At 72.8% G+C, this 22600-nt stretch carries 20 protein-coding genes; 5 read left to right on the top strand and 15 right to left on the bottom strand.

Annotation, left to right across the window (positions count from 1 at the left end):
- Positions 1-96 precede the first annotated feature (96 nt).
- Positions 97-1377 (top strand): radical SAM protein, encoded by a 1281-nt coding sequence (locus OG514_RS24345; protein ID WP_266900943.1) that lies wholly within the window; start codon positions 97-99, stop codon positions 1375-1377.
- A 108-nt stretch (positions 1378-1485) separates the two neighbouring features.
- Here the strand turns inward: OG514_RS24345 and OG514_RS24340 are convergent, their stop codons facing one another.
- Positions 1486-3003 carry an MFS transporter gene (locus OG514_RS24340; protein WP_266898195.1) on the bottom strand — a complete coding sequence of 506 codons (1518 nt, stop codon included), beginning with the start codon at positions 3001-3003 and terminating at the stop codon, positions 1486-1488.
- Between the two features lie 157 nt (positions 3004-3160).
- Between OG514_RS24340 and OG514_RS24335 the strand changes: the two genes are divergently transcribed.
- Entirely contained in the window at positions 3161-3886 is a 726-nt protein-coding gene (locus tag OG514_RS24335) for a TetR/AcrR family transcriptional regulator C-terminal domain-containing protein (protein WP_266898193.1), read from the top strand.
- On the opposite strand, the gene OG514_RS24330 is transcribed toward OG514_RS24335, so the two are convergent.
- The 4 genes from OG514_RS24330 to OG514_RS24315 form a co-directional block, all read right to left on the bottom strand.
- The gene (locus OG514_RS24330; protein ID WP_266898191.1) at positions 3835-5199 is read right to left on the bottom strand and encodes an MFS transporter; all 1365 of its coding nucleotides are present in this window, start codon (positions 5197-5199) and stop codon (positions 3835-3837) included. The genes OG514_RS24335 and OG514_RS24330 overlap by 52 nt on opposite strands.
- Before the next feature lie 118 nt (positions 5200-5317).
- Complete coding sequence (locus OG514_RS24325) at positions 5318-5677, bottom strand: metalloregulator ArsR/SmtB family transcription factor (RefSeq protein ID WP_266898189.1); 360 nt, start codon at positions 5675-5677, stop codon at positions 5318-5320.
- A gap of 80 nt (positions 5678-5757) precedes the next feature.
- On the bottom strand, positions 5758-5940 hold the full coding sequence (locus OG514_RS24320) for a cold-shock protein (protein WP_266898187.1): 183 nt from the start codon (positions 5938-5940) through the stop codon (positions 5758-5760).
- A 264-nt stretch (positions 5941-6204) separates the two neighbouring features.
- Positions 6205-6801, bottom strand: coding sequence for a TetR family transcriptional regulator (locus OG514_RS24315; RefSeq protein WP_266898185.1), 597 nt, complete (start codon positions 6799-6801; stop codon positions 6205-6207).
- A gap of 184 nt (positions 6802-6985) precedes the next feature.
- Here OG514_RS24315 and OG514_RS24310 point away from each other — a divergent pair, with 184 nt between their 5' ends.
- Positions 6986-8506 (top strand): right-handed parallel beta-helix repeat-containing protein, encoded by a 1521-nt coding sequence (locus tag OG514_RS24310; RefSeq protein WP_266898183.1) that lies wholly within the window; start codon positions 6986-6988, stop codon positions 8504-8506.
- 29 nt (positions 8507-8535) lie between these two features.
- Here the strand turns inward: OG514_RS24310 and OG514_RS24305 are convergent, their stop codons facing one another.
- Positions 8536-9840 carry an amidohydrolase gene (locus OG514_RS24305; RefSeq protein ID WP_266898181.1) on the bottom strand — a complete coding sequence of 435 codons (1305 nt, stop codon included), beginning with the start codon at positions 9838-9840 and terminating at the stop codon, positions 8536-8538.
- Positions 9837-11135, bottom strand: a complete 1299-nt coding sequence (locus tag OG514_RS24300; RefSeq protein ID WP_266898180.1) for an MFS transporter — start codon at positions 11133-11135, stop codon at positions 9837-9839. Before OG514_RS24300 ends, OG514_RS24305 begins: the two co-directional genes overlap by 4 nt.
- A 63-nt stretch (positions 11136-11198) precedes the next feature.
- Between OG514_RS24300 and OG514_RS24295 the strand changes: the two genes are divergently transcribed.
- Positions 11199-12290, top strand: coding sequence for an Lrp/AsnC family transcriptional regulator (locus tag OG514_RS24295; RefSeq protein WP_266898178.1), 1092 nt, complete (start codon positions 11199-11201; stop codon positions 12288-12290).
- Between the two features lie 116 nt (positions 12291-12406).
- Here the strand turns inward: OG514_RS24295 and OG514_RS24290 are convergent, their stop codons facing one another.
- Both OG514_RS24290 and OG514_RS24285 read right to left on the bottom strand, forming a co-directional pair.
- Positions 12407-13420 (bottom strand): LysR family transcriptional regulator, encoded by a 1014-nt coding sequence (locus OG514_RS24290; protein WP_266898176.1) that lies wholly within the window; start codon positions 13418-13420, stop codon positions 12407-12409.
- A gap of 147 nt (positions 13421-13567) precedes the next feature.
- Complete coding sequence (locus OG514_RS24285) at positions 13568-14116, bottom strand: carboxymuconolactone decarboxylase family protein (RefSeq protein WP_266898174.1); 549 nt, start codon at positions 14114-14116, stop codon at positions 13568-13570.
- Positions 14117-14260: 144 nt separating this feature from the next.
- Between OG514_RS24285 and OG514_RS24280 the strand changes: the two genes are divergently transcribed.
- Positions 14261-14839, top strand: a complete 579-nt coding sequence (locus OG514_RS24280) for a TetR/AcrR family transcriptional regulator (protein ID WP_266898172.1) — start codon at positions 14261-14263, stop codon at positions 14837-14839.
- A 136-nt stretch (positions 14840-14975) separates the two neighbouring features.
- Here the strand turns inward: OG514_RS24280 and OG514_RS24275 are convergent, their stop codons facing one another.
- From OG514_RS24275 to OG514_RS24250, 6 genes are all read right to left on the bottom strand, one after another.
- Complete coding sequence (locus tag OG514_RS24275) at positions 14976-16661, bottom strand: acyl-CoA synthetase (RefSeq protein ID WP_266898170.1); 1686 nt, start codon at positions 16659-16661, stop codon at positions 14976-14978.
- Positions 16658-19942, bottom strand: coding sequence for an FAD/NAD(P)-binding protein (locus OG514_RS24270; RefSeq protein WP_266898169.1), 3285 nt, complete (start codon positions 19940-19942; stop codon positions 16658-16660). Before OG514_RS24270 ends, OG514_RS24275 begins: the two co-directional genes overlap by 4 nt.
- On the bottom strand, positions 19939-20412 hold the full coding sequence (locus OG514_RS24265) for a cobalamin B12-binding domain-containing protein (protein ID WP_266898168.1): 474 nt from the start codon (positions 20410-20412) through the stop codon (positions 19939-19941). Before OG514_RS24265 ends, OG514_RS24270 begins: the two co-directional genes overlap by 4 nt.
- A 108-nt stretch (positions 20413-20520) precedes the next feature.
- Entirely contained in the window at positions 20521-20952 is a 432-nt protein-coding gene (locus OG514_RS24260) for a cupin domain-containing protein (RefSeq protein WP_266898167.1), read from the bottom strand.
- Positions 20945-21856, bottom strand: coding sequence for a sulfurtransferase (locus OG514_RS24255; protein WP_266898166.1), 912 nt, complete (start codon positions 21854-21856; stop codon positions 20945-20947). The genes OG514_RS24260 and OG514_RS24255 overlap by 8 nt, the downstream gene beginning before the upstream one ends.
- 72 nt (positions 21857-21928) lie before the next feature.
- On the bottom strand, positions 21929-22468 hold the full coding sequence (locus OG514_RS24250) for an HPP family protein (protein ID WP_266898165.1): 540 nt from the start codon (positions 22466-22468) through the stop codon (positions 21929-21931).
- Between the last annotated feature and the right edge of the window lie 132 nt (positions 22469-22600).

The following is a 22600-nucleotide window of genomic DNA, read 5'->3' as shown; positions in this document are numbered from 1 at the left end:
GCGTAGCGTGAGACACGTCGGCTCCGTCGTCTCTCACCTGGAGATCCGCCTGTGTCCAGCGCCGCCCCGACCCGTACCGCCGTCGTCGAATCCCTCATGGACCGCTTCCCCGGAATCCCTCCGGAGGCCGTGTTCAAGGAGGACCTGCTGCGCGGCGGGCTCGCCTTCGACCCGTCCGCGCTGTCCGGGAACGAGGGGGGCGATGTGAAGCCGAAGTCGTACTTCATCTTCTCCTTCGACCACCGGACGCTGCCGGAACTCGGGGAGGCGGCGCTGAACCGCCCGCCGGAGGAGATCGTGCTCACGGGCGGTCCGTACGAGCTGCGTCGCACGGTGGTGTCGGTACGGGTCAACCCGTCGTCCCCGTACCGGGTGGCGCCCGACGGCGACGGGGCGCTGGCGCTGTTCCTCGACGGGGTCAAGATCGCCGATGTCGGTCTGCCGCCGATGCCGGAGTACTACCGGCACCCGCTGTCGAACGGCAAGTCCGTGATGGAGGTCGCCCCGACCATTCAGTGGGGTTATCTCATCTACCTCACGGTCTTCCGGGTCTGCCAGTACTTCGGCGCCAAGGAGGAGTGCCAGTACTGCGACATCAACCACAACTGGCGCCAGCACAAGGCGGCGGGCCGCCCGTACACCGGGGTGAAGCCGGTCGACGAGGTCCTGGAGGCGCTGGAGATCATCGACCGCCACGACACCGCCCGTACGTCGACCGCCTACACCCTCACGGGCGGCGCGGTCACGTCCCAGGTCGGCGGGAAGGACGAGGCCGACTTCTACGGGCAGTACGCGCGCGCGATCGAGGAGCGTTTCCCCGGCCGCTGGATCGGCAAGGTCGTGGCGCAGGCCCTGCCGAAGGAGGACGTCCAGCGCTTCCACGACTACGGCATCCGGATCTACCACCCGAACTACGAGGTGTGGGACCGCCGGCTGTTCGAGCTGTACTGCCCCGGCAAGGAGCGTTACATCGGCCGGGACGAGTGGCACCGCCGGATCCTGGACTCCGCCGAGATCTTCGGGCCGCGCAATGTGATCCCGAACTTCGTCGCGGGCGTCGAGATGGCCCGCCCGTCCGGGTTCCTGACCGTGGACGAGGCGATCGCCTCCACCCGGGAGGGTCTGCGGTTCTTCATGTCGCGCGGGATCACGCCCCGCTTCACGACCTGGTGCCCGGAGCCGACCACCCCGCTGGGCCGCGAGAACCCGGACGGGGCACCGCTGGAGTACCACCTGCGACTGCTTGAGGCGTACACGGCGACGCTGCAGGAGTACGGACTGACGGCGCCGCCCGGGTACGGGCCCGCCGGCCCCGGCCGCGCGGTGTTCTCGGTCAGCTCGTTCATGGACGCGCTTCCTCCCGCTCCGGGCGAGTGACGGAGCCGAAGCCGGAGTCGAAACCGGAACCGGAACCGGGGTCGGAGCCGGAGTGAACGTGAAAGAGCCGGTGCCCTTGCGGGGGCACCGGCTCTTTGCTGCGTGGGGTCAGGCGACGAGCTCCGTCTCGCCCTTCGGGTCGGCCGTCGGGTCGGCCGCCGGGGCCGGCTTGCTGTCACGCATCACCAGGGTGGCGAGGACGGCCGCCGCGAGGACACCGACGGCGCTGATGGTGAACGTGGTGGCCATCGAGGAGGCGAAGGCCTCCTTGGCGGCGTCGATCAGACCGGCGTCGCCCCGGGCGGTGGCCAGTGCGCCGCCGATCGACTGCTTGGCCTGCTCGGGGGCGTCGGCCGGCATCTCGGAGCGGTAGGTGCTGGTGAGGAGCGAGCCGAGGATCGCGATGCCGAGCGCGGTGCCGGCCTGCTGGATGGTGTCGTTCAGGGCGGAGCCGACGCCCGCCTTCTCCGCGGGGATGGTGCTCATCAGGGCGCCGACGGCGGCCGGCATCGCGAGGCCGGCACCGAGGCCGAGGAGGCCGAGGGCGACGGCCGGGACGGTGAAGCCGGAGTGGGCGTCGACCGTGGTCAGCAGGGCGAAGGAGCCGGCCATGGTCAGCATGCCGGCCAGGATCAGGAGGCGGTTGCCGATCTTCGCGGCGAGGCCGGCACCGGCGCCGTTGCCGATGAGGGCGGCGACGGCGAGCGGGACGAAGGCGAGACCCGCCTTGACCGGCGAGTAGCCGAGGACGAACTGCAGGTACTGGGTGAGGACGAGGAGCAGGCCGCCGTTGCCGATCTGCACGAGGGTCAGCGAGAGCGAACCGCCGCTGAAGTTGCGGTGCTTGAAGAGGACCAGCGGCACCATCGGCTCGGGGGTGACGTTCTCCCAGATCACGAATCCGCCGAGGGTGACGACCGCGACCGCCAGGGTGATGAGACCGCGGCCGTCGAAGGCGCCGTGCTGCGGGATCTCGATGATCCACCAGATCATCGCGGTCATGCCGACCGCGGAGAGGATCGCGCCGAGCGGGTCGGGCTTCTGCCACGGGCCCTTCGACTCGGGCATCAGGGTGAGGGCGGCGAGGACGGCGAGGACGACGACCGGGACGTTGATGAAGAAGATCGACTGCCAGGAGAAGTGGTCGATCAGGAAGCCGCCGAGGACCGGGCTGCCGACCAGGCCGAGCATGGAGACCGAGCCCCAGGCCGCCATCGCCTTGGGGCGCTCGTCCTCGTCGAAGACGGTGATGAGGATGGAGAGCGTGGAGGGCATGATCAGCGCGCCGCCGATGCCCATGGTGACCCGGGCGGCGATGACCTCGCCGGGGGTGGTGCAGACCGTCGCGGCCAGGGAGGCCGCGCCGAAGAGCAGCAGGCCGATGATCATGATCTTGCGGCGGCCGAAGCGGTCACCGAGGCTTCCCGAGGTGAGCAGGAGTCCCGCGAAGACCAGGATGTAGGAGTCCAGGATCCACTGGATGTCCTGGGCGCTCGCCCCGATGTCCTCCGTCATGGACGGAACCGCGACGGTCAGCGCCATGCTGTCGACCACCAGGACCAGGGTGCTGAGGCACAGCACGACCAGGATCCACCAGCGGCGTGGGTTGCGGTTTCGGGTTTCCATGGGACTTCCCCCTCGGCTTCGGAAGCGCTCGGCTTCCGTCGGCGCTCGTTTTCCTTCGTTGCGAACACTGTACGCAGCTGCGCACAGTGTTCGCAACCCTCGATCGCTGTACGCTGGATGCGAACGCCGTACGCACAGAAGCGCATCGAGGAGGACCATGGCCGCCAAGGCGAATCCCGTTCCGTCCGTATGGGCACGACAGCAGTCCGCCCCCGACCAGCCCGCGCTCAGCCGGGTCGCGATCGTCCGCGAGGCGATCGCGATGCTCGATGCCGACGGCATCGAGGCGCTGAGCATGCGCAAGCTCGGCGCCCGCCTGAACGCGGGCGCGACCTCCCTCTACCGCCATGTCGCGACCAAGGACGAGCTGATGGAGCTCGCCGTGGACGAGGTCGCGGCCGAGTTCACCGTCCCGCCGCCGGGCAGCCCCTGGCGCGCCGCCGCCACCGAGGCCTCGGTCTCGTTCCGCGCGACGTCCCTGCGCCACCCCTGGCTCTCGTCCGTCCTCGGACAGGCGGGCCTCGCCTATCTGGGCCCGAACCTGATGTCGTACTCGGAGCGGCTCGCCGGCCTGTTCACGGACGCCGGTTTCCCGGAGCCGAGCCGCGCGATCGACACGGTCATGGCGTACGTGATCGGCATGAGCACGACGGAGGCGGCCTGGCTCAGCACGGTCGCGCGCTCCGGGAGGACGGAGGGGGACCTCATCGCCAGCCTGATGCCGGCCGCCCAGCAGGCGGCGGCCGGGCACGACCACCTCACCGAGGCGTACGCGGACGCCGCCGTCCACGCGACGGTGGACCCGGTCGCGATCCGGGACGCGAAGTTCTTCTACGGACTGGAAGTGGTTCTGGACGGCCTGGAGATGCGGCTGCCGCGCTGAGGGGAGGCGGGGGCCGGGGCGGCTGCCGCCCCGGGATCCGCTTCCGTTCGACGATCCGCTTCCGCCCTCAGGGCCGCTTCCGTCCCGGGATCCGTTTCCGCGTCCGGCCATATGCGCGCCGCGCCCGCGGCCCCCGCCAGGGCCACGAGGGCGAGCGCGGCCGACGAAACGGCCGGGCCCGCCGTCGCGGTGAGCCAGCCGGCGAGCGGGTACGTGAGCAGCCAGCAGGCGTGCGAGAGGGAGAACCGGGCCGCGAAGGCCGCGGGCAGGTCGCTGCTCCGGACGGAGCGGCGCACCACCCGGCCGGCCGGGGTGAGGACCGCCGAGCCCGCGGCGCCGGTGATCAGCCAGACGGCGAGCAGGGCCGGCCAGGACCAGGCCCCGGTCGGGACCGTGAGACCGAGGGCCAGCAGCCCCAGGGCCACGGGCAGGACGAAGGCGGCCCGCGTCATGACCGCGCGGTCGCCGGCCCGCTCCAGGACGCGCGGCAGGAGCAGCGCCACCGCCATCGAGCCCGCGCCGTACGCGCCGAGGGCGAGCGGTACGTGTCCGGCGGGGCGGCCGAGGGTGTCCCGGACGAGGATCACGGTGTCGACCAGGACCACGGCCCCGGCCGCGGCGACGGCCAGGTCGAGGGCGAGGAGGGCCCGCAGGGGCGGGGCGGCGAGCACGAGCCGGATGCCGGAGGCGGCCTTGGCGTAGGTACGCGGGCAGGAGGCACCGCCGTCGGCGGGCTTCGGGTCCGCCCCGGGGAGGGCCGTCGTGCGGACCAGGAGGGCGGAGGCGAGGAAGCCGATGGCGGTGCCGGTGAAGAGCCAGGTGTACGGGACGACGGTCAGCAGTGCGGCGGCGAGCACCGGGCTCGCCAGGCTCTCCAGGTCGTAGGCGAGCCGGGCGAGCGACAGGGCTTCGGTGTAGTCGCGTTCGTCGGGCAGCACCTGCGGGATCGTCGCCTGGAAGGCCGGGGTGAATGCGGCCGAGGCGGCCTGGAGCACCAGGATCAGGACGTACACCTGCCAGATCCGACTGACGAACGGCAGCGCGAGGACGACCGCCGCGCGTGCCAGGTCCATGGAGACGAGCAGGGCCCGCCGGGGTACGCGGTCGGCGAGGGCGGCGACGAGCGGGGCGAGCACGACGTACGCGGCCATCTTGATCGCGAGGGCGGTACCGAGGACGGCGGCGGCGTTCGCGCCCGCCAGGTCGTACGCGAGGAGGCTCAGGGCCACCGTGGCCAGGCCGGTGCCGGTGAGGGCGACGACCTGCGCGCCGAACAGACGGCGGTAGGTGGGGTTGCGCAGCACGGACAGCATGAGGACGCCCCCGGTCGGCCACGGCGGACTGCGGACGTATCCAACGTAGCCGACGCGTGCATGGTTGCGCACATGTTGACGTCAGAGGGGCCTCGCCAGGAGGGCTTCGAGGCGCCGTTCAGTCGTGCCAGGGCTCCCCGCTCACCTCGTGGTCGGCACGGCTGATCGCCTCGACCACCAGGCGTTTCAGATGGCCGTCCGGCATCGCGTACACGACCCGGCGTCCGTCCTTGCGGGACTGGACGAGGCCGGCGAGGCGCAGCTTGGCCAGATGCTGGCTGACGGCGGGGCGGGCGGCCCCGCAGGCCTCCGTCAGAGCGGTCACATCGGCCTCGCCCCGGGTGAGGAGCCACACCAGGTGCAGCCGGGTGGGGTCGGAGAGCAGGCCGAACACCTCCGCCGCCGCGGAGAGTTCGAGCGCTCCCGGCGTCCGCTCGTGCGGACGGGGGACGGCCGCGGGGTCCAGGCGCTCAGACATGGGCCCATGGTAGGCAGACGAGCCGGTCCCGACCCCCGGCCCGTGGACCCTGGCGGCGGACCGGCGTCGCCGGTCCCGCGTCAGATGCGCAGTTCCTTCGCCTCGAAGCGGCCGTCGCCCAGGACCAGGACGAAGGAGACCTGCTGACCCTCGGAGAGCGTGCGCCCCTCGCCCTCGATGTCCTCGGCGCTGAAGTAGACCTGCTCCTCGGAGCCCACGGGGACGACGAATCCGTACCCACCGGCACGGTTGAAGGACTGCACGAATCCTTTGCTTCTGCCTTCCACGGCGGCCTCCTCGTCGTCACCGGCGACGCGGCCGGGCGGAGCGAGGGGCCCGCTCGGCCGCATCCGCGTCTCAGTGGACTTGTACCCCGTCCGCCTGCCACTCGCCCGCCGCACCCGGACCCCGGGCACCGGCCGCCGCCCTTGTGTACGAACCACACCCCAGAGTCTCGTACAATATTCAACAGAGGCCTGGTGTCGGAGATCCCCCGTGTCCGACACCGGGCTTCTTCATGCCCTCCGTCAGGCCCTGCCGCCCGGGCGGGCGATCCTCGCCGTGATCGTGGCGATGCGCCGCGCCGACTCCTCCGGGGAGGCCACCGGCTGGACGATGTGGCTGACCGTGAGCCGCACGATCGTCTCGACGGCGAGTCCGCGGGACTCCTCGTCCACATCGGGCCAGGCGTCGATCGCGTAGGCGTCGAGCATCGTCATCGCCGTACCGAAGACCGGCTCCGGGCGGGTCGTGAGATAGGCGAGGAGATCGTCCTCACCGCCGCGCGCCGCGACCAGGACGCCCTTGATGAGGGGGTTGTCCACGGCCTGCTGGAGCGTGTAGCCGACCCCGGCGGCGGCCGCCGCCTCCAGGTCGCCCCGGTGGGCGTCGAGTTCGCGCTGGATGCCGACCAGGAAGCCCTCCAGCTCGCGCTGGACCAGGGCCTTGCCGATGGCCTCTTTCGAGCCGAACTCGTTGTAGAGGGTCTGCCGGCTGATGCCGGCGGCCCGCGCGATGGCGGTCATGCGCAGCCCGCCCCAGCCGTCGGCGGCGACGAGTCGGTGGGCGGCGTCGAGCACCTGCTCGCGCAGCAGGGACCGAACACTCTCACGAAAGCGTGTCATCGTGAGCCCACTTTATCGATCGGGGACCGTCCAGCCGTCCCGCAGGGCCCGCCTCGACCATCCATGAGTCGACCAATCAACCGCCATCTGATCGATATTCGATCAATCGACACTTTTACATTGACTCGCTCACAGGGCCCACCTAGCTTCTGGCGGCACCAGACCTCCAGAAAGGTGTCGCGTCATGACCATGGAGCCAACTCCGGGGCGGGGTAGGGCGATCGGTGGGCCCGTCGCCGTCGCGTTCGCTCTCGCGTTCGCCCTCACCGGCGGCCTCACCCTGACCGCCGTGCCCGCCTCGGCCGCCGGCAGCACCACGTATGTGGACTGCTCGCGCACGGACGCCGGCGACGGCAGCCAGGCCTCGCCCTTCAACAGCGTCGCCCAGGCGAACGCGAGGACGTACGCGGCCGGGGACACGCTCGCCCTCGCGTCCGGCACCACCTGCACCGGGTCCCTCGCCCCCAAGGGCAGCGGCACCTCCGCCGCCCCCATCACGCTCACGAAATACGGCACCGGCGCGCTGCCCGTGATCGACGGCAACGGCGCCCCGGACACCGTCTCCCTGACCAACCAGGACCACTGGCGGATCAGCAACCTCAAGCTGACCAACCCAGCCGCCTCCCTGGCCCGTCGCACGGGGCTGCGGATCTCCGCGACCGACGGACAGGCGCACCGCGGCTTCGACATCGGGTATCTGGTCGTCGACCGTGTCGCCGGTCAGACCAGCAAGAACAGCCCGTCCACCGAGGACTTCGTCCAGTCCGCCGGCATCGTCACGGGGGCGAGTGGCACCAATTCGACCCTCAACGACGTCCACGTCCACCACAACGAGATCAGCAACACGGGCGGGGGCGGCCTCAAGATCCGGGTCGGCGCCATGGCGGTCAAGGGTTCCGGGGTGCTGATCGAGCACAACGCCGTCAAGGACGTCGGCGGCGACGGCATCATCGCGAGTTACGCCGACGCGCCCATGATCCAGTACAACACCGCCTCCGGCGTCGGAAACGGCGTCTACCCCTTCTCCGGCGGCAACTTCGCCGGCATCTGGGTGCTCGGCGACCACAACCCGACCATCCAGAAGAACGCCGTGTACGGCATCACCAGGATGTCCGTGGCCGACAGCCAGGCCTTCGACTGCGACTGGGGCAACACCGGCACCTGCACGATCCAGTACAACTTCAGCCGCGACAACATCGGCGGCTTCTTCCTCGACTGCGACGGCTGCGGCACCATCGGCGGCGCCCAGCAGGTCATCCGCTACAACATCTCCGAGAACGACTGCCGGATGAGCAGCGTCAGCGCGGGCCGGTCCGCGCTGCACATGTACAACAACGTCCTCTACTGCACGGACAAGAAGTTCAGCATCACGCTCCCCGACGAGAGCGTCGTGGAGAACAACATCTGGGTGGGCACCACCGACTCCCGGCTGCCCACGGCCGCGGGGATCTCCTGGCTGTGGAACGTCTTCCAGGGCGTGCCGAGGCCGACCGCCAACGGCATCGTGGGCGACCCGCAGTTCGTGAACCCCGGCACCGGCGGCGACACCATCCACTCCGTCGACGGCTACAAGCTCCGCGCCACGTCGCCGGCGCTGAACAACGGCTCCGTGATCAGCGGCAACGGAGGCCGCGACTACTGGGCGAACCCGGTGTCCGCGACCTCCAAGCCGCACCGCGGCGCGTACAACGGCCCCGGTCTGTAGCCCGCCCGCGCCCCCCGGACCGGCAGCTGTCAGGCGCCGGGGGCGGTCGTCCTCGTCAGCCACGGGGCGGCGGCCGCGAGCAGGGCGGTCACGCCGAGCGGGATCGTCGGCCCCGGTACGGGAGCGAAGTGCGGCGAGTGGTTGGCGGGGACGGTGTCGGGGAGGCCGTCCTCCAGGAGCGAGTCGGGGTCGATGTCCGCGTAGAGGGCGGGGTCGGCGCCACCGAAGTGCCAGAAGACGGAGGGGACGCCGAGCGCGGTCCCGAAGGTGCCGAAGTCCTCGCTGCCGGTGATGATCTGAGTGAGCGTGAAGACCCGCTCCTCACCCAGGACTTCGGTGAGGGAGTCCTGCACGACGGCGGTCGCCCCCGCGTCGTTGACGGTGACCGGGAAGGAGTTGAGCGGGGTGAACTCGGGCTCCTTGGGGGCGCCCGAGGCGACGGCCTCGGCCCGGACGATGCGCGTGACGGCGGCCAGGATCCGGTCCCGCACGGCCGGGGTCGTCGAGCGGACGTTGATCCACAGCTCGGCGGTCTCCGGGATGATGTTCTCCTTCGTCCCGGCGTGCAGCGAGCCGACGGTGACGACACCTGTCTGGGCGGGGCCGATCTCCCGGGAGACCACCGTCTGCAGCCGCATCACGACCGCCGCCGCGAGCACCACGGGGTCGACGGCCGTCTCCGGGGAGGAACCGTGCCCGCCCCGGCCGAAGAGGGTCACCCGGAAGTTGTCGGAGGCCGCCATCACCGGTCCCGGCCGGGTCCCGAAGAAGCCGACCGGGGCGGGGGCCACGTGCTGGCCCAGGCAGACCTCGGCGCGCGGGAAGCGTTCGAGGAAGCCGTCCTCGATCATGGCGGGCGCGCCGCCGATCTCCTCGGCGGGCTGGAAGACGGCGACGACGGTGCCGTGCCAGGCCTCCCGGTGGGTGGCGAGCTGGCCGGTGGCGCCGAGCAGACAGGTGACGTGCATGTCGTGCCCGCAGGCGTGCATGACGGGCACCTCGTTGCCGTCGGGGTCGGTGCCGGTGGCAACGGAGGCGTACGGGAGTCCGGTCTCCTCCTTGACGGGGAGGGCGTCCATGTCGGCGCGGAGCAGGACGACGGGGCCGGGGCCGTTGGCGAGGACGCCGACGACTCCGGTGCGTCCGACGCCCTCGGTGACCTCCCAGCCCTGGGCCCGCAGCAGCCCGGCGACGACACCGGCGGTCCGGAACTCCTGGAACGAGAGCTCGGGGTGGGCGTGCAGGTCCTGGTAGAGGGCGAGCAGCTCGGGCAGTCTCGCGTCGAGGCCGGAGAGGAGCGGGGTGACGGACGTGGAGGCGGTCTCGACGGTCATGCGGAGTCCTTTGCGGTGTTGAGGGACGGGGAGCGGGAGGCCGGCGGTTCGTCGGCGGCGGCGCGGAAGGCGGCCGCGTCCTGTGGGGTGAGGCAGGCCATGACGGCGGCGATCAGCGCGCCGAGGACGAGGAAGCCGAAGGCGACCTGGAAGGAGAAGGCGTCGGCGAGGGCGCCCATGACGGGCGGGGCGACCATGCCGGCGACCTGGCCGCCGAAGATGACGACGGCGCTGCCCACGCCCACGTACGCCGGGGAGAGGCCGGCGAGGGGGACGGCGAAGATCGGCATGTAGGCGAGGGAGGCGGCGAAGACGGCGACGGTGCCGAAGACGACGAAGCCGACGACGGACGGCGCGTTCGCCATGAGGAGCAGGGCGACGGCCGCGACGGCCATGCCGGGGACGATGATCCTGCGGTGGTGGCCGCCGAGCCGGTCGGCGAGCCGGCCGCCGAGGACGGTGGCGAGCGCGGCGCCGAGCGCGGGGACGGCGATGAGGGCTCCGGCGGAGGTGAGGGACACGCCGTGCTCCTCACTGAGATACGACGGGACCCAGGTGTTGAGGCCCCAGACGATGGTGTTGTAGCCGAACATCATGAGAGCGAAGCGCCACAGGACGCCCTTGCGCAGGACCGCGCGGAGGGCGGGGCGGGCGGCCCCGGTGGCGGCGTCCTCCGCACGGTCCGTACGGGGCAGCGGGGCCGGGAGCCAGAGACGTACGGCGAGGAGGGCGAGGATGCCGAGGGCAGCGGTCGACCAGAACGCCGAGCGCCAGCCGAAGACGGCGACGAGCGGGGCGACGGTCAGCGGGGTGATGACGGCGGCGAGGGCGTTGGAGCTCATGACCGTGCCGTTGGCACTCATGCGTTCCTCGGGCCGGGTGCGCTCGACCAGGACCTTCATGGCGGCGGGCGGGAAGATCCCCTCGGCCGCGCCGAAGGCGAAGCGCAGGGCCAGCAGTACGGCGAAGGACCAGGCGAAGCCGGTGAGGGCGGTGAAGACCGACCAGGTCAGCAGCGCCCAGAGGGTCACCCGCCGGCCGCCGAACCGGTCGGCGAGCAGGCCGCCCGGAATCTGGCAGAGGGCGTAGGCGAGGAAGAAGGCGGAGACGACGAGGCCCTGCCGGGTGCGGTCGAGGTCGAACTCGGCGCCGAGGGAGGGCAGGACGAGGTTGATCACGAGCCGGTCGGCGTAGTCGACCAGCCAGGCCGCGAAGAGCAGGACGACCGTGACGCGGACGGTTCTGCGGTGCGCGGACGGCGCCACGGGGGACGCGGGAAGGGTCGGAGCAGGCACGGTACTCCTCTCGCCGGTGGCCGAATCTGGTGGTCGGCCGGAAGTGCCCCTACGATCCGGTCCGTGAGCGAGAGTCCTTCCGGATTGCCGGAAAGCATCAGCGAGAGCACCTCTGAGCCGGATTACGGCACGGAGGGCGCTCTCGCGGGCTTCTCCGAGCTGGATCTGGCGCTGATCGACGCGCTGCAGGCGGCCCCTCGGGCGCCGTGGACCCGGATCGGGCAGGCGCTCGGCGTGAACGCGACGACGGCCGCCCGCCGCTTCGAACGGCTCCGTGCGGAGGGGCTCGCCTGGGTCACCGCGTACGACGCGGCGAAGACGGCCACGGTCGCCTATGTGGAGGTGCGGTGCCGGCCGCGCGCCTTCGACCGGGTCAGCGCGGCGGTCACGGCACTGCCCTGGGTGTTCAGCGTCGACGAGACGGCCGGGGACTTCGACCTGTTCCTCTCCGTCGCCGCCCCGGACCTGCCGTCCCTGGGACGCGCGGTGCACCGGGGGATCGGCGGGCTGCGCGGGGTCCGCTCGACGCGGACCCGGCTGGGCATCACGCTGTACGGGGAGGGGCGCGACTGGCGGATGCGGGCGATGAACCCCGCCGAGCGCGCCGGCCTGGGCGGGGCGCCGACCGCCCGGCCCCGCACCTACAGCACCCATCTCCACGAGCGGCCGTCGCCGCAGGACCAGGCGCTGCTCACCGCGCTCGGCGCCGACGGGCGGCTCGGGTACGGGGAGCTCGGCGCGCTCACGGGTATGAGCGAGCACACGGCGCGACGACGGCTGCAGCGGATGATCCGCGACGGGGACATCACCCTGCGCTGCGATCTGGCGCACCCGATGGCGGGGCTCTCCACGATGGTGGTCTATCGGACGTCGGTGCCGCACGCCCTCCTGGAGCAGACGGGCAACGCCCTGGCCCGGCTGGAGCAGGTGCGGATGTGCGTGTCGGTGAGCGGCCCGTACAACCTGCTCGTCCTGGTCTGGCTGCACGGTCTGGGCGCGGTGGACCCCTTCGAGGCGCTGCTCGCGGAGCGTTTCCCGGCCCTGGAGGTACGGGACCGGACGGTGGCCCTGCACTCCCCCAAGCGCATGAGCTGGCTCCTCGACGAGCACGGGCGGGCCATGGGCCGGATCCCGCTGGGACTGCCGGAGCACTGAGGAGGTCGGGGAGAGGGAGGTGCCACGGCGCGCCGTCGCTCCCACAAGGACCCGGTCGGGGGTGGGGCCGGGGGGAGGCGGCGGTGCGCCGTGGCACCGGTCTGTGGAGTGGAGCGCTACGAGGCGATGCTCGGGTCCGGGTCGAGGGCCGGGGCCACGTCTCCGAGCACGTCGACCGGGCTCGCGGGGCCGGGCTCGCCGGGGTGGACCGCGCAGGAGAGGGCGGTGGCCTGGCGGAGGGTCTCCGTCAGGTTCTGCCAGTCGAGGGCGGGCCGGCTGTCGGAGCGGCCGAGGAGGAGGGAGGCGTTCCAGCGCATCCGGGGTACGCCGGGGAGGGGGCGCAGTCCTCCGGCCTCCTGGTGGGAGGCGGCGAGGGCGATGGGGAGCATGGCGCAGCCGAGGCCGGACTGGGTGGCGGCGCGGACGCCCGCCATGGAGCCCAGTTCGTGGATCTCGGGCGGGCTGTCGCAGCGCAGCCGGAGGAATTCGGGGAGCCAGCGCTGGGAGGGACAGTCGGGGTCGGCGATGACGACCTGACGGCCGAGGCTCGCACGTCGGTGGCCGACGCTGGTGACGGGGACGAACTCGACTTCCTGGAGCCGCACTTCGGTGAGTTCGTCGGAGCGTTCGGTGTGCATCTGGTCGGCGAGCCGGACCACCGGGTCCTCGGCGTCGACGACGGTGAGGACGAGGGCGCCGTCGATCGCTCCGGACCGGAAGGCGTCGTGGACCTCGGCGGTTCCCATGACGCGCAGGGCGAGTTGGACGCCGGAGAGGAGCCGTCGCCCGATCTGGGTGACCCGGGCGAGCTGCTGTCCGTACGCCAAGGCGGGGACGATGCCCACGGTCAGCCGCGGCGGGTTGGCCGCGGGTCGGCGCAGGGCGGTCTCCATCTCACCGACGAGGGTGAGGATCTGGCGGGCGTAGTCACGCAGTACGGTGCCGGCGTCGGTGAGCCGGACGCCGTTGGGGAGCCGCTCGAAGACGGGTTCGCCCACCTGCCGTTCCAGGGCACGCATCTGTGCCGTGACGCTGGACTGCGAGTACCCGAGGCGTCGCGCCGCCTGGGTGAACGACCCTGTCAGGGTCACCTCGCGGAAGGTGCGAAGGGTTCTTGCGTCGATGTCCACGTGAATTCCCCCCTGCCGCGCAGGCGGCAGTTCCTCACATCAGGTGGTTGGTCGGCCACCCGCTTCGATCGCCCCAGTCGGTTGAAACAGCCGCAGGGGTGCCGGACGCCCCTTCGCGCCCGGCACCCCTGCTCGGCCGCGAAGACTCTACTCGGCGAGCTGGGCCGGGACCAACGGAAAGTCCAAGTCCGGCTGCGCAACGTGATTGAAGAAGTTCGACAGCACGTTGAGCGCGACGTGACCGACGATCTCCGCGATCTCGGCGTCGGTCACTCCGGCGGCGCGGGCGGCGGCGAGGGAATCGTCGGTGACGCGGCCGCCGGTGGCCATGACGGCACCCGCGAAGCGGAGCACCTGGTCCATGTGCGGGTCGCCGGCGTCGGCGCCGTGACGGGTGTCGAGCAGCTCCTGCTCGCTCAGGCCGACCTTGCCGCCGCGCAGGGTGTGCGCGGAGACGCAGTACGTGCAGTCGTTGTGCTGAGCGATGTAGAGCGCGAGCTGCTCGCGCTGCCGGGCGCTGAAGCTGCCGCCGACGAGGGCCTCGCGCATGGCGAGGTAACCGCGAAGGGCGGCGGGGCCGTTGGCCAGGGCGGCGTACAGGTTGGGCAGCTTGCCGAGCTGCTTGAGGGTGCCTTCGAGCAGCTCGCGCTGCTCCTCGTTGGCGGTCTCGACGGTCAGTTGGGGCAGGCGGGGCATGGAGCTCTCCTTGAGCCGGACCAAGACGGAACTGATCGGTACCATCAAGACGGTACCGATCGGTTCCGTCTGATGCAACGGGAGGCAGCCACTCCCCTTTTCCTTGAGGGATCACCTATACGGCACCGAGTGGTACCGTCTGGTATGGCCACGAACGCGAAAGAACGGCTCCTCAGCGCGGCGGAGCGTCTGTTCTACGAAGAGGGGATCCGGGCCGTCGGCATCGAGCGGATCCTGTCCGACTCCGGAGTGGGCCGCGCCTCCTTCTACCGCCATTTCCCCAGCAAGGACGACGTGGTCGTCGAGGTGCTGCGGCGCCGCGACGGCATGTGGCGGGCCTGGCTCGACGGCCGGATCGAGGCCAGCGAACGCTCCCCGGAGGAGCTGCCGCTCGCCCTCTTCGACGGCCTCGCGGAACGCTTCGCCGCGGCCTCGTTCCGCGGCTGCGCCTTCATCAACACGATGGTCGAGACGGCCGACCCGGACAGCCCGGCCCACCATGTGGCGGCCGAGCACAAGGAGAAGGTCATCGCGGTCCTGGACCGCCTGCTCGCCGAGGGCGGCTACCGCGACCACGAGACCCTGGCCCGCCAGCTGGCCCTGCTCGGCGACGGAGCGATCGTGACCGCCCTCCGCGAGGGCACGCCGGAGGCGGCGGTACGGGCCAGGGGCGTCGCGGAGATCCTGCTGCGGACGGCCGAACGGGAGCCGGTGAAGGCCTGACGATCCGGGGCGCGGCGGCGTGCGGCGGGGCCGGCGCCCGCCGCGACCGGCCCGGTCGCGGCCACCGATCGCGACCCCGGGTCCGGGGTCGGGGCCGGCCCCGGGTCCGGGTCACGGGTCCGGGTCCGGGTCCGGGTCAGTCTTTCGGGGTGAGTTCGCCCCGTCGCACCTTGCCCGAGCGGGTGCGCGGCAGACTCGCCACGACCGTGACCCCGCGCGGCACGAAGACCGGTGCGAGCCGTTCGGCGGCCAGCGCGAGCAGCTCCGCCCCGACGCGCCCGTGCGCGGCGGAGTCCGACTCGCCGGATTCCGGGTGGAGTTCGACGACCGCGTACGGGGCCAGGCCGCCCTCCGGGTCCTCGCACGGCACCACCGCCGCGTCGGCCACCTCCGGGTGGGTGCGGAGCACGGCCTCGATCTCCATCGGGGAGACCCGGTGACCGTGGGACTTGAAGACCTCGTCCATCCGCCCGAGCAGCCGGATCGAGCCGTCCGCGCACCGCTCGCCGCGGTCTCCCGTGCGGTACAGACCGTCGGCGAACGCCTCCGCCGTGCGCTCGGGCAGGCCCGCGTACCCCCGCATCAGACCGGGCGGACGCTCCGTCAGATCCACGCACACCTCGCCCGTTTCACCCCGCTCCCCCGTCTCCGGGTCGCGCAGCACGATCCGGTACCCGGGGAGCGGGTGCCCGAGCGGGGCGAGGGGTTCCGGGGTGCCGGGGGTGCGGCCGATGAGGGCGGTCGCCTCCGTCTGGCCGTAGCCGTCGCGGACCCGAACCCCCCAGGCGGCCTCGATCCGCTCCACCGTCTCCGCCGTCAGGGGCTCTCCCGCCGCCGTCGCCTCGCGCAGCCGGGGAGCCGCCGCCCCGGCGGTCACGTACGGGAGCAGGGACCGCCAGGCGCTGGGGGGCGCGCAGAAGCTGGTCACGTCGTGCGCGGCGAGGACGCCGGGCAGCACGCCCGCCGGGAGGCCGCCGTCCGGGGGCGCGAGTACGGTCGCCTCCGCCGCCCAGGGTACGAAGAAGCTGGACCAGGAGTGCTTGGCCCAGCCGGGCGCGGAGAGGTTGAGGTGCCGGTCGCCGGGGCGCAGGCCGCTCCAGTACAGGCTGGAGAGGTGCCCGACGCCGTATCCGGCGTGGCTGTGCTCCACGAGTTTGGGCAGCGAGGTCGTCCCGGAGGTGAAGTAGCAGAACGACGGGTCGGCCGCGCGGGTCGGCCCGTCCGGGACGAAGCGCGGCCGACCGGGACGGCGGGTGTCGGGGTACGGGACCCAGCCGGCCGGGCCGTCCGCCTCGACGGCCATCCGGATGCCCGGCACGGGCAACTCGGCGAGCGTGTCGACGAGTTCGGGTGCGGCGACCACGTGCCGGATGGCGCCCCGGGCGATCCGGTCGGCGGCCTCGGCGCGGGTCAGGTCCTGGTAGCCGGGGACGACGACCGCGCCGAGCTTGATGCAGCCGAGCAGGGTCTCCCACAGCTCGGCCCGGGTGCCGAGGAGGATCAGGACGCGGTCACCCCGTACGACTCCGTGCTCGCGGAGCGCCACCGCCAACGCGTCCGACCTGGCGGAGAGTTCGGCGAAGGAGGCCCGGTCGACGACGGGTACGACGCCGTCCGGGCCCGGGTGGCCGAGGAGTTCGAGCGCCGGCCGGTCGTTGCCCTCGGCGATGACGTCGAACCAGTCGAGGGCCCAGTTGAAGTGCTCGGCGCGCGGCCACCGGAAGGCGGCGCGGGCCGCCTCCCGGTCGCCGCGCAGCCGCAGCAGCAGATCCCGGGCGGCCCGGTACTCCTCGTGGGCGGGCGAACGGGCACCGCCACTCACCCCGCACCCCCGAGCAGCACCCGGTCGGTCGCCGGTCGGCCCACCCCCGCGACTCCCACCAGTGCCTCCGCGATCGCGTCCGCGTCCCGCGTGAAGGAGCCCCAGAGGCCCGGCCGGCCGCTGCCCACCTGGGTGAACCAGCGGGTGTACTCGCTCGGGATGCCGAGCACATGGGTGCTGGTGTCCACCGAGCCGTCCGCGCGGACGGGGTGGTACGGGGAGTCGGTGCAGTCGAGCCCACCGGTGGCGAACCCCTCGGCTCCGTCGCCCGCGTTGGTGAAGGTACGGATCTCCCCGTCCACCATCAGGCCCCGGATCAGCGGGTCCCGGTCGGCCGTCAGGTCGGTGCCCGGGACCCGGGCGTCGACGACGACGTCCAGCGCCACCCAGGAGTTCTCCACCTGCGCGGACTCCACCGTGAACCGCCCCTCGACAGGGTCCGCGCCGAACCGGGCACCGGGGCCCACCGGTTCGAGGACCCCGGCCGCGAGCAGCGCGAGGAACTGCTCGGAGCGCACCTGCGGCGGCCCGGTCGAGACCATCGCCGCGACCGGGCCGAACTCGGCGAGGAACCAGCGGTGCGAGGCGGGGGTGAGTCCGCCGAAGTCGACGACGGTACGGATCGTCTGCCGGACGTCGCGGAGCACGTCCGCGGCCGCTTTCAGGGGCCCGTCGGCATTGCCCAGGCGCGCCTCGAACAGGTCGGCGCGCAGCCATTCGGTGAGGACCTTGTGGTATTCGGCCGGGGAGCCGAAGCGCCGGCCGCCGAACGGGCGGGCGAGCGCGTCGAGTCCGGTGATCGGCCGGGCGTCGACACGGTGTCCTGCGGCGAGCCGTTCCAGGAGCCGCGGGTCGGGATCGGAGCGGTCCGCGAGGGCCTGCACGCCGCGCTCGGTGAACTCTTCGGCCGCCTCGGGCCCGTGGACCTGGCGGATGCGGGTGGCGAGGAGGACGAGGTTGACCTCGGCGAGCAGCCAGGGCAGGACCGACCGCTCGAAGTCGAGGGGTGCCTCCGCCGCGCGGATCGCGGCCATCCGTTCGGCGGTGAAGAGCCTTGCCTGGTACCGGTGTTCGGGTCCCTTCTGGTTGGCGCCCCGGGTGAGCAGGGGCACTCCCCCGCGGGAACCCGCCAGGATCCGGGGCTCCTTGCCGCTGGGCAGGTAGAGCAGGCCTTCGCAGCCCTCGGTGAAGGTGCCGCCGCGGCCCAGGGTGAGCTCGGTGAGGATGTCGTAGAAGGTGAGCCCCATGCCGAGGATGCCCACGCTCGCGCCCGCCGGGATCCCGGCGAGCGGCATCTCGCTCGCGGAGCCGCCCGCGATGTAGCGGACGGGGCGGGTGGGGGTGCTGTGTTCGCGGGCGAACCGCGTCCAGGCCCGCTGGTCCGCGTCGAGCTCGTTGACGGGGTGGCCGGTGGCGAGGACCACCCGGTCGACGGTGAGGACGTCACCGCGGTCGAGTCTCAGCCGGTGCCGGGCTCTGTCCCGCGGGCCCTCGCCCCGGCCGCGCTCCGCGCAGATCACCCGGGCGGGGACGCGCCGGACGGTGAGCGAGGGCGGCAGGGTCTCCTCGATCCGCCGCATGACGTACGTCAGATAGCGGCCGTAGACGGCGCGGGGCGCGTACCCCTCGGGCTCGGCGGACGCCGGATCGTCCTGCGCCCACCACTCGCCGAGGGAGGGGCCGGCGCCGGGCCGGTGCGGTCCGTCGTCGGCCGGCCCGGAGAACATGGTGACCTCCTGGGCCGGGGTGTTCATCAGGAACCACGGCGACTGGTCCGTACGCCAGATCCGCCCGGCCCCCGCCTCGTACGGGTCCACCGCGAACACCTCGACCGGGCGGGCGGGAGGCGTGTCGGCGCAGCGGGCCGCGAGTCGCTCCAGTACGGAGAGGCCGCGCGGGCCCATGCCGACGAAGGCGATCCGCAGCGGCTCCCCCGACGGCGCGGGGGCGTTCCTCGGCGCCGGCTCCGGCGGCGGGTTCGCGGCCGCCGCCTGGTCGTGCTCGCGGGCGACCCTGCCGAGCATGCCGGAGAGCTGGCGTGAGGTCATCGGAACGGTCCTCCTGCTGGTGGTGAGCAGCGGCAGCGCGCCCAGATCCGTCCACTGCAGGCGCCCGTCGGGTGCGACGGTGGACCGGACGGCGCCCCGGTTGTCCGGGTGCAGACAGAACGGCACGTCGAGCAGTCCGCGGTCGAAGGCCTTGAGGAGGGCGACGCCGAGGTCGTCGGAGAGTTCGAGGACGGCCGTGACCAGGGCACGTGCCTCGACGAGCGTCTCCTCGGCGCCGGCGTCGGCGGACCTGGCGGCGGACGCGGTGCCCGGGTGTGAGCCGCGCCGGGGCGCGGAGCGGGCCGCGTCGGCGGCGATCCGCAGGGCGGTCAGGTTCTCCTCGACGGTCGGGATGCGGTGCGCCTCGGTCTCGGTCTTCACGATCAGGCGCTGGGCCCCGCCCCGTACGGCCAGTTCGGCGCTGCGGCGCAGCAGCAGCCGGGCGCCGGGCACGGTCCTCGGGTAGACGCCCATGTACGTGTAGAGCACGATGTGGCGGTCGACGGACGGCGGCAGGAACTCGTCGGCGAGCAGCCGCAGAGCGGTGAGCGCGCCGGTGTCCTGGGCGGGATGGGTCTGCTGGGCGTAGCTGAGGGAGACGCTGGTCGCGCCGTTGGCCACGAAGAAGAGGCACTCCAGGACCGAGACGGCGACGAGCAGGGACGGCGGGCAGAGCTGGCCGAGGAGGCAGCCGCCGAACGATTCGAGATGGGCCCGCCGCCCGTGTGCGCGGCTCTCCTCCGTCAGGAACTGCACGGAGTCGCGCCAGGCGGCGACGGATTCGGCGAGCGGGGTACGCCCGTAGGGCAGGCAGTAGGAGACGGGGCCGCCCTCGGAGGCGGCGAGCCCGGCGGCGACCATGGTGCGGAAGATGGCCATCGGGTCGGCGGATCCGTGCCGGACCTGGACGGGGGTGGCCCGTCCGGCCGCGGCGGCGACCCGCGCGGTGGTCCTGGGGCCGTGGCTGACCAGCGGGAATCCATTGAGGGGCCGGCCGGCGCGCAGGGCGGCGGTAGCGGCGGCGTGGTCGCCGACGCGGGTGTAGCTGTCGATGGTGAGGGTGGCGACGGTCCGCTCGGGCAGTGCGGCGACGGCGGCGACTCCGCCGGCCATCTCCTCGGGTCCGACCATCCCCATCCGGGGCTGGACGACCAGTTCGCCGGCCGCGGCCGACTCCTGGACGAAGACGCCGAGATCGCCGGGGGCGAGCGGCGGCGGGGCGGAGGTCGTCAAGCCGCGGCCCGCCCGGTACACGCGCCGCCGAGGTCGGCGAGCCGGCGCAGCAGGGCGGTGGGCGGGGTGCCGTCCGCGTACACCTCGTCGTATCCGGCGTCGAGGAGTTCGGCGGTACGGGTGGCGGCGCCCTCCGGGGAGATGCCGAGGAGCCCGCCGATGACCATGGGGACGGTGCGGGTCTGGCGGTCGGCGCGCAGGGCGCGGGCGGCGCGCAGCCCGTCCTGGTGGCCGTGGCCGTTGACGGAGGAGAGCACGACGAGGTCGGGGCTGGTCATCCGGGCGGTGTCGACGAGCAGCTGCTCGGGGACGCAGGGGCCCAGGTTGAGGACGGAGTGCCCGTGCTCCTCAAGGAAGAGCTGGAGGTGGACGAGGTTCCAGGTGTGGGCGTCGGAGGAACCGGTGGTGAGCAGGACCCGGCGGGAGGGCTCGGGACTGCGCAGGGGCTGAGGCCGTGCGGACGGGGTCATGGCGTCTCTCTCCGGAAGGGGTGCGGGGTGGGCGGGTGGGCGGAAGCGGTACGGAAGGGCCGCCGGGCGTGCGGGGGCCCGGCGGCCGCTGGATCGTGTGCGAGGGCCTCAGCCGGAGGGAGTCCCGGCACCCGCGCCGACGCCGGTGGTGATCTCGCCGGCCCCGGGGGTGCGGGAGGCGGCGGGGCGGGCGCGGACGGCGAGGACGGTGCAGCCCTCGGCGCTGGACATCTGGTGGCGGGTGCCCGGCTCCTCGACGACGAGGTCGCCGCGGTGGAAGCGGCGTCCGTCGCTGTGGTCGAGGGTGCCGTCGAGGACGAGCATCAGCTCATGGCCCAGGTGCTCGTGGAAGTCGCCGTGCGCGCCGGGCGGGAAGCGCAGCAGCAGCGAGGCGGAGTCCTCGTCCTCTGCCGGGTCGGGGCCCCAGAGGACGACGAACTCGACGCCGACGCGTCCGGGTTCGGTCCACGGCACCCAGGGCAGGTCGGTCTGCTCGAAGCCGTTGCGGAGCACGTTGCGGAAGACGGTCACGTCAGGCATGGGCGCGGACCTCCGAGGCGGCGTCGCGCTGGGCGACGATGGACGGGATGCCGTCGGGGCCCCAGGGCTGGGGCCCGTTGACGATGGGGGCGCCGATGAGCGAACCGAACTCGCGCCAGGCGCCGTCGTAGTTGCGGATGTCGGGTAGGCCGAGGAGTTCGCTCAGCACGAACCAGCTGTGCGCGGAGCGCCAGCCGACCCGGCAGTAGACGACGGTCGGGGCGTCGGTGCGGACGCCGGCGTAGGCGGCGGCCAGCTCCGTGTCGTCGCGGAAGGTGCCGTCGGGGCGGACGGCGGTGTGCCAGGGGATGTGCTCGGCGGAGAGGGCGTGTCCGCAGCGCACGCCGAGGTCCTCGGGCACGCCGGGCGGGGTGTTGCTCTGCCCGAGGTACTCCTCCAGGGAGCGGACGTCGAGGAGTTGGTGGCGTCCGATGTGGTCGAGCATGTCCTCGCGGCGGGCGCGGATCGTCTCGTCGACGACCGGTACGGGGTACGTGACGGGCTCGCGCGCGGGGACGTCCTGGGTGAGGGCGGCGCCGAGCGCCTCCCAGCGGAGCCGGCCGCCGTCGAGGATGCGCAGTTCCCGGTGGCCGTACAGGGTGAACTGCCAGTACCCGGCGGCGGCCCACCAGTTGTTGTTGCCGCTGAGGAGGACGACGGTGTGGTCGGCGGATATGCCGTGCCGGCCGAGGAGTTCGGCGAAGGCCTCGGGGCGGATGACGTCCCGGCGCACCGGGTCCTGGAGGTCGCCGGTCCAGTCCAGGCGGACCGAGCCGGGGATCCGGCCCAGTCGGCTGCCGCCGTCGGTGATCTCGACGAGGACCGTGTTCTCGTCCCCGGCCGCGGGGTTCCGCAGCTCTGCCATGATCTGCTCGCAGCTGACGAGCAGTCTGTCTCGGTTCACGGGCGCTCCGTTGAGGGTGGGTACGCGGAGGTACGGGCGGACGGAAGGGGGTTCACCACCGGCGGGCGCGGGTCACCACCAGTACGTCGGGTACTTGCCGATCACGCCGAGGCGGGAGGCGATCAGGCCCACCAGGACGAGCAGGGCGCTGCCGACGGCGAGCAGGACGAGGAAGCGCAGCGGCGCGGGGTCCTGGAGGACGGCGAGTACGGCGGTGGCGGCGGCGGGCGCGTGGACGGCCCGCAGCAGGAGCATGAGGCCGACGCTGAGTCCGGCGGCGACGGCGGCCACCCAGAGGGAGCGGCCGAACAGGGCGACGGCGACGAGTCCGAGGACACCGGAGCCGACCTGGCCGAGCATGACGCCCCGGGGCTGTGCCGGGGGCAGCACGGGAGTGCTGCAGATGATCATGGCGGTGGCGGCGAGCGGGGCGATCATCAGGAGCTGGTCGGTGGCCTCGCCGAGGGCGACGAGGATCACCAGGGAGACGACGGTGGCGAGGGTGCCGAGGACGGCGGGCCGGCCGCCGGGGAAGGGCGGGGCGCCGCCCGCCCAGCGGCTGCGGGCGGGCGGGGTCGCCGCGCCCGCGGGGGTCTGGGTCTGGTTGCTCACGGTGTTCTCTCCTTGGCGGGGCGGGCGGAGGCGGGGCAGGGCTCGGGCAAGACGGGGGCCGGGCGGGCGAGAGGCGCACGGGCGGGCGAGGAACGGGCGGGGCGAGAGAGGCGCACGGGCGGGCGAGGAACG

The organism is Streptomyces sp. NBC_00572, assembly GCF_026341815.1.
Taxonomy (GTDB): Bacteria; Actinomycetota; Actinomycetes; order Streptomycetales; family Streptomycetaceae; genus Streptomyces.
The sequence above is the reverse complement of the archived record's forward strand: the minus strand, read 5'-3'. Positions and strand labels throughout refer to the sequence as shown.

Coding starts and splice junctions, on each gene's coding strand:
- OG514_RS24345 (WP_266900943.1), top strand. CDS start 97: ATGGACCGCTTCCCCGGAATCCCTCCGGAGGCCGTGTTCAAGGAGGAC.
- OG514_RS24340 (WP_266898195.1), bottom strand. CDS start 3,003: ATGGAAACCCGAAACCGCAACCCACGCCGCTGGTGGATCCTGGTCGTG.
- OG514_RS24335 (WP_266898193.1), top strand. CDS start 3,161: ATGGCCGCCAAGGCGAATCCCGTTCCGTCCGTATGGGCACGACAGCAG.
- OG514_RS24330 (WP_266898191.1), bottom strand. CDS start 5,199: ATGCTGTCCGTGCTGCGCAACCCCACCTACCGCCGTCTGTTCGGCGCG.
- OG514_RS24325 (WP_266898189.1), bottom strand. CDS start 5,677: ATGTCTGAGCGCCTGGACCCCGCGGCCGTCCCCCGTCCGCACGAGCGG.
- OG514_RS24315 (WP_266898185.1), bottom strand. CDS start 6,801: ATGACACGCTTTCGTGAGAGTGTTCGGTCCCTGCTGCGCGAGCAGGTG.
- OG514_RS24310 (WP_266898183.1), top strand. CDS start 6,986: ATGACCATGGAGCCAACTCCGGGGCGGGGTAGGGCGATCGGTGGGCCC.
- OG514_RS24305 (WP_266898181.1), bottom strand. CDS start 9,840: ATGACCGTCGAGACCGCCTCCACGTCCGTCACCCCGCTCCTCTCCGGC.
- OG514_RS24285 (WP_266898174.1), bottom strand. CDS start 14,116: ATGCCCCGCCTGCCCCAACTGACCGTCGAGACCGCCAACGAGGAGCAG.
- OG514_RS24280 (WP_266898172.1), top strand. CDS start 14,261: ATGGCCACGAACGCGAAAGAACGGCTCCTCAGCGCGGCGGAGCGTCTG.
- OG514_RS24265 (WP_266898168.1), bottom strand. CDS start 20,412: ATGACCCCGTCCGCACGGCCTCAGCCCCTGCGCAGTCCCGAGCCCTCC.
- OG514_RS24260 (WP_266898167.1), bottom strand. CDS start 20,952: ATGCCTGACGTGACCGTCTTCCGCAACGTGCTCCGCAACGGCTTCGAG.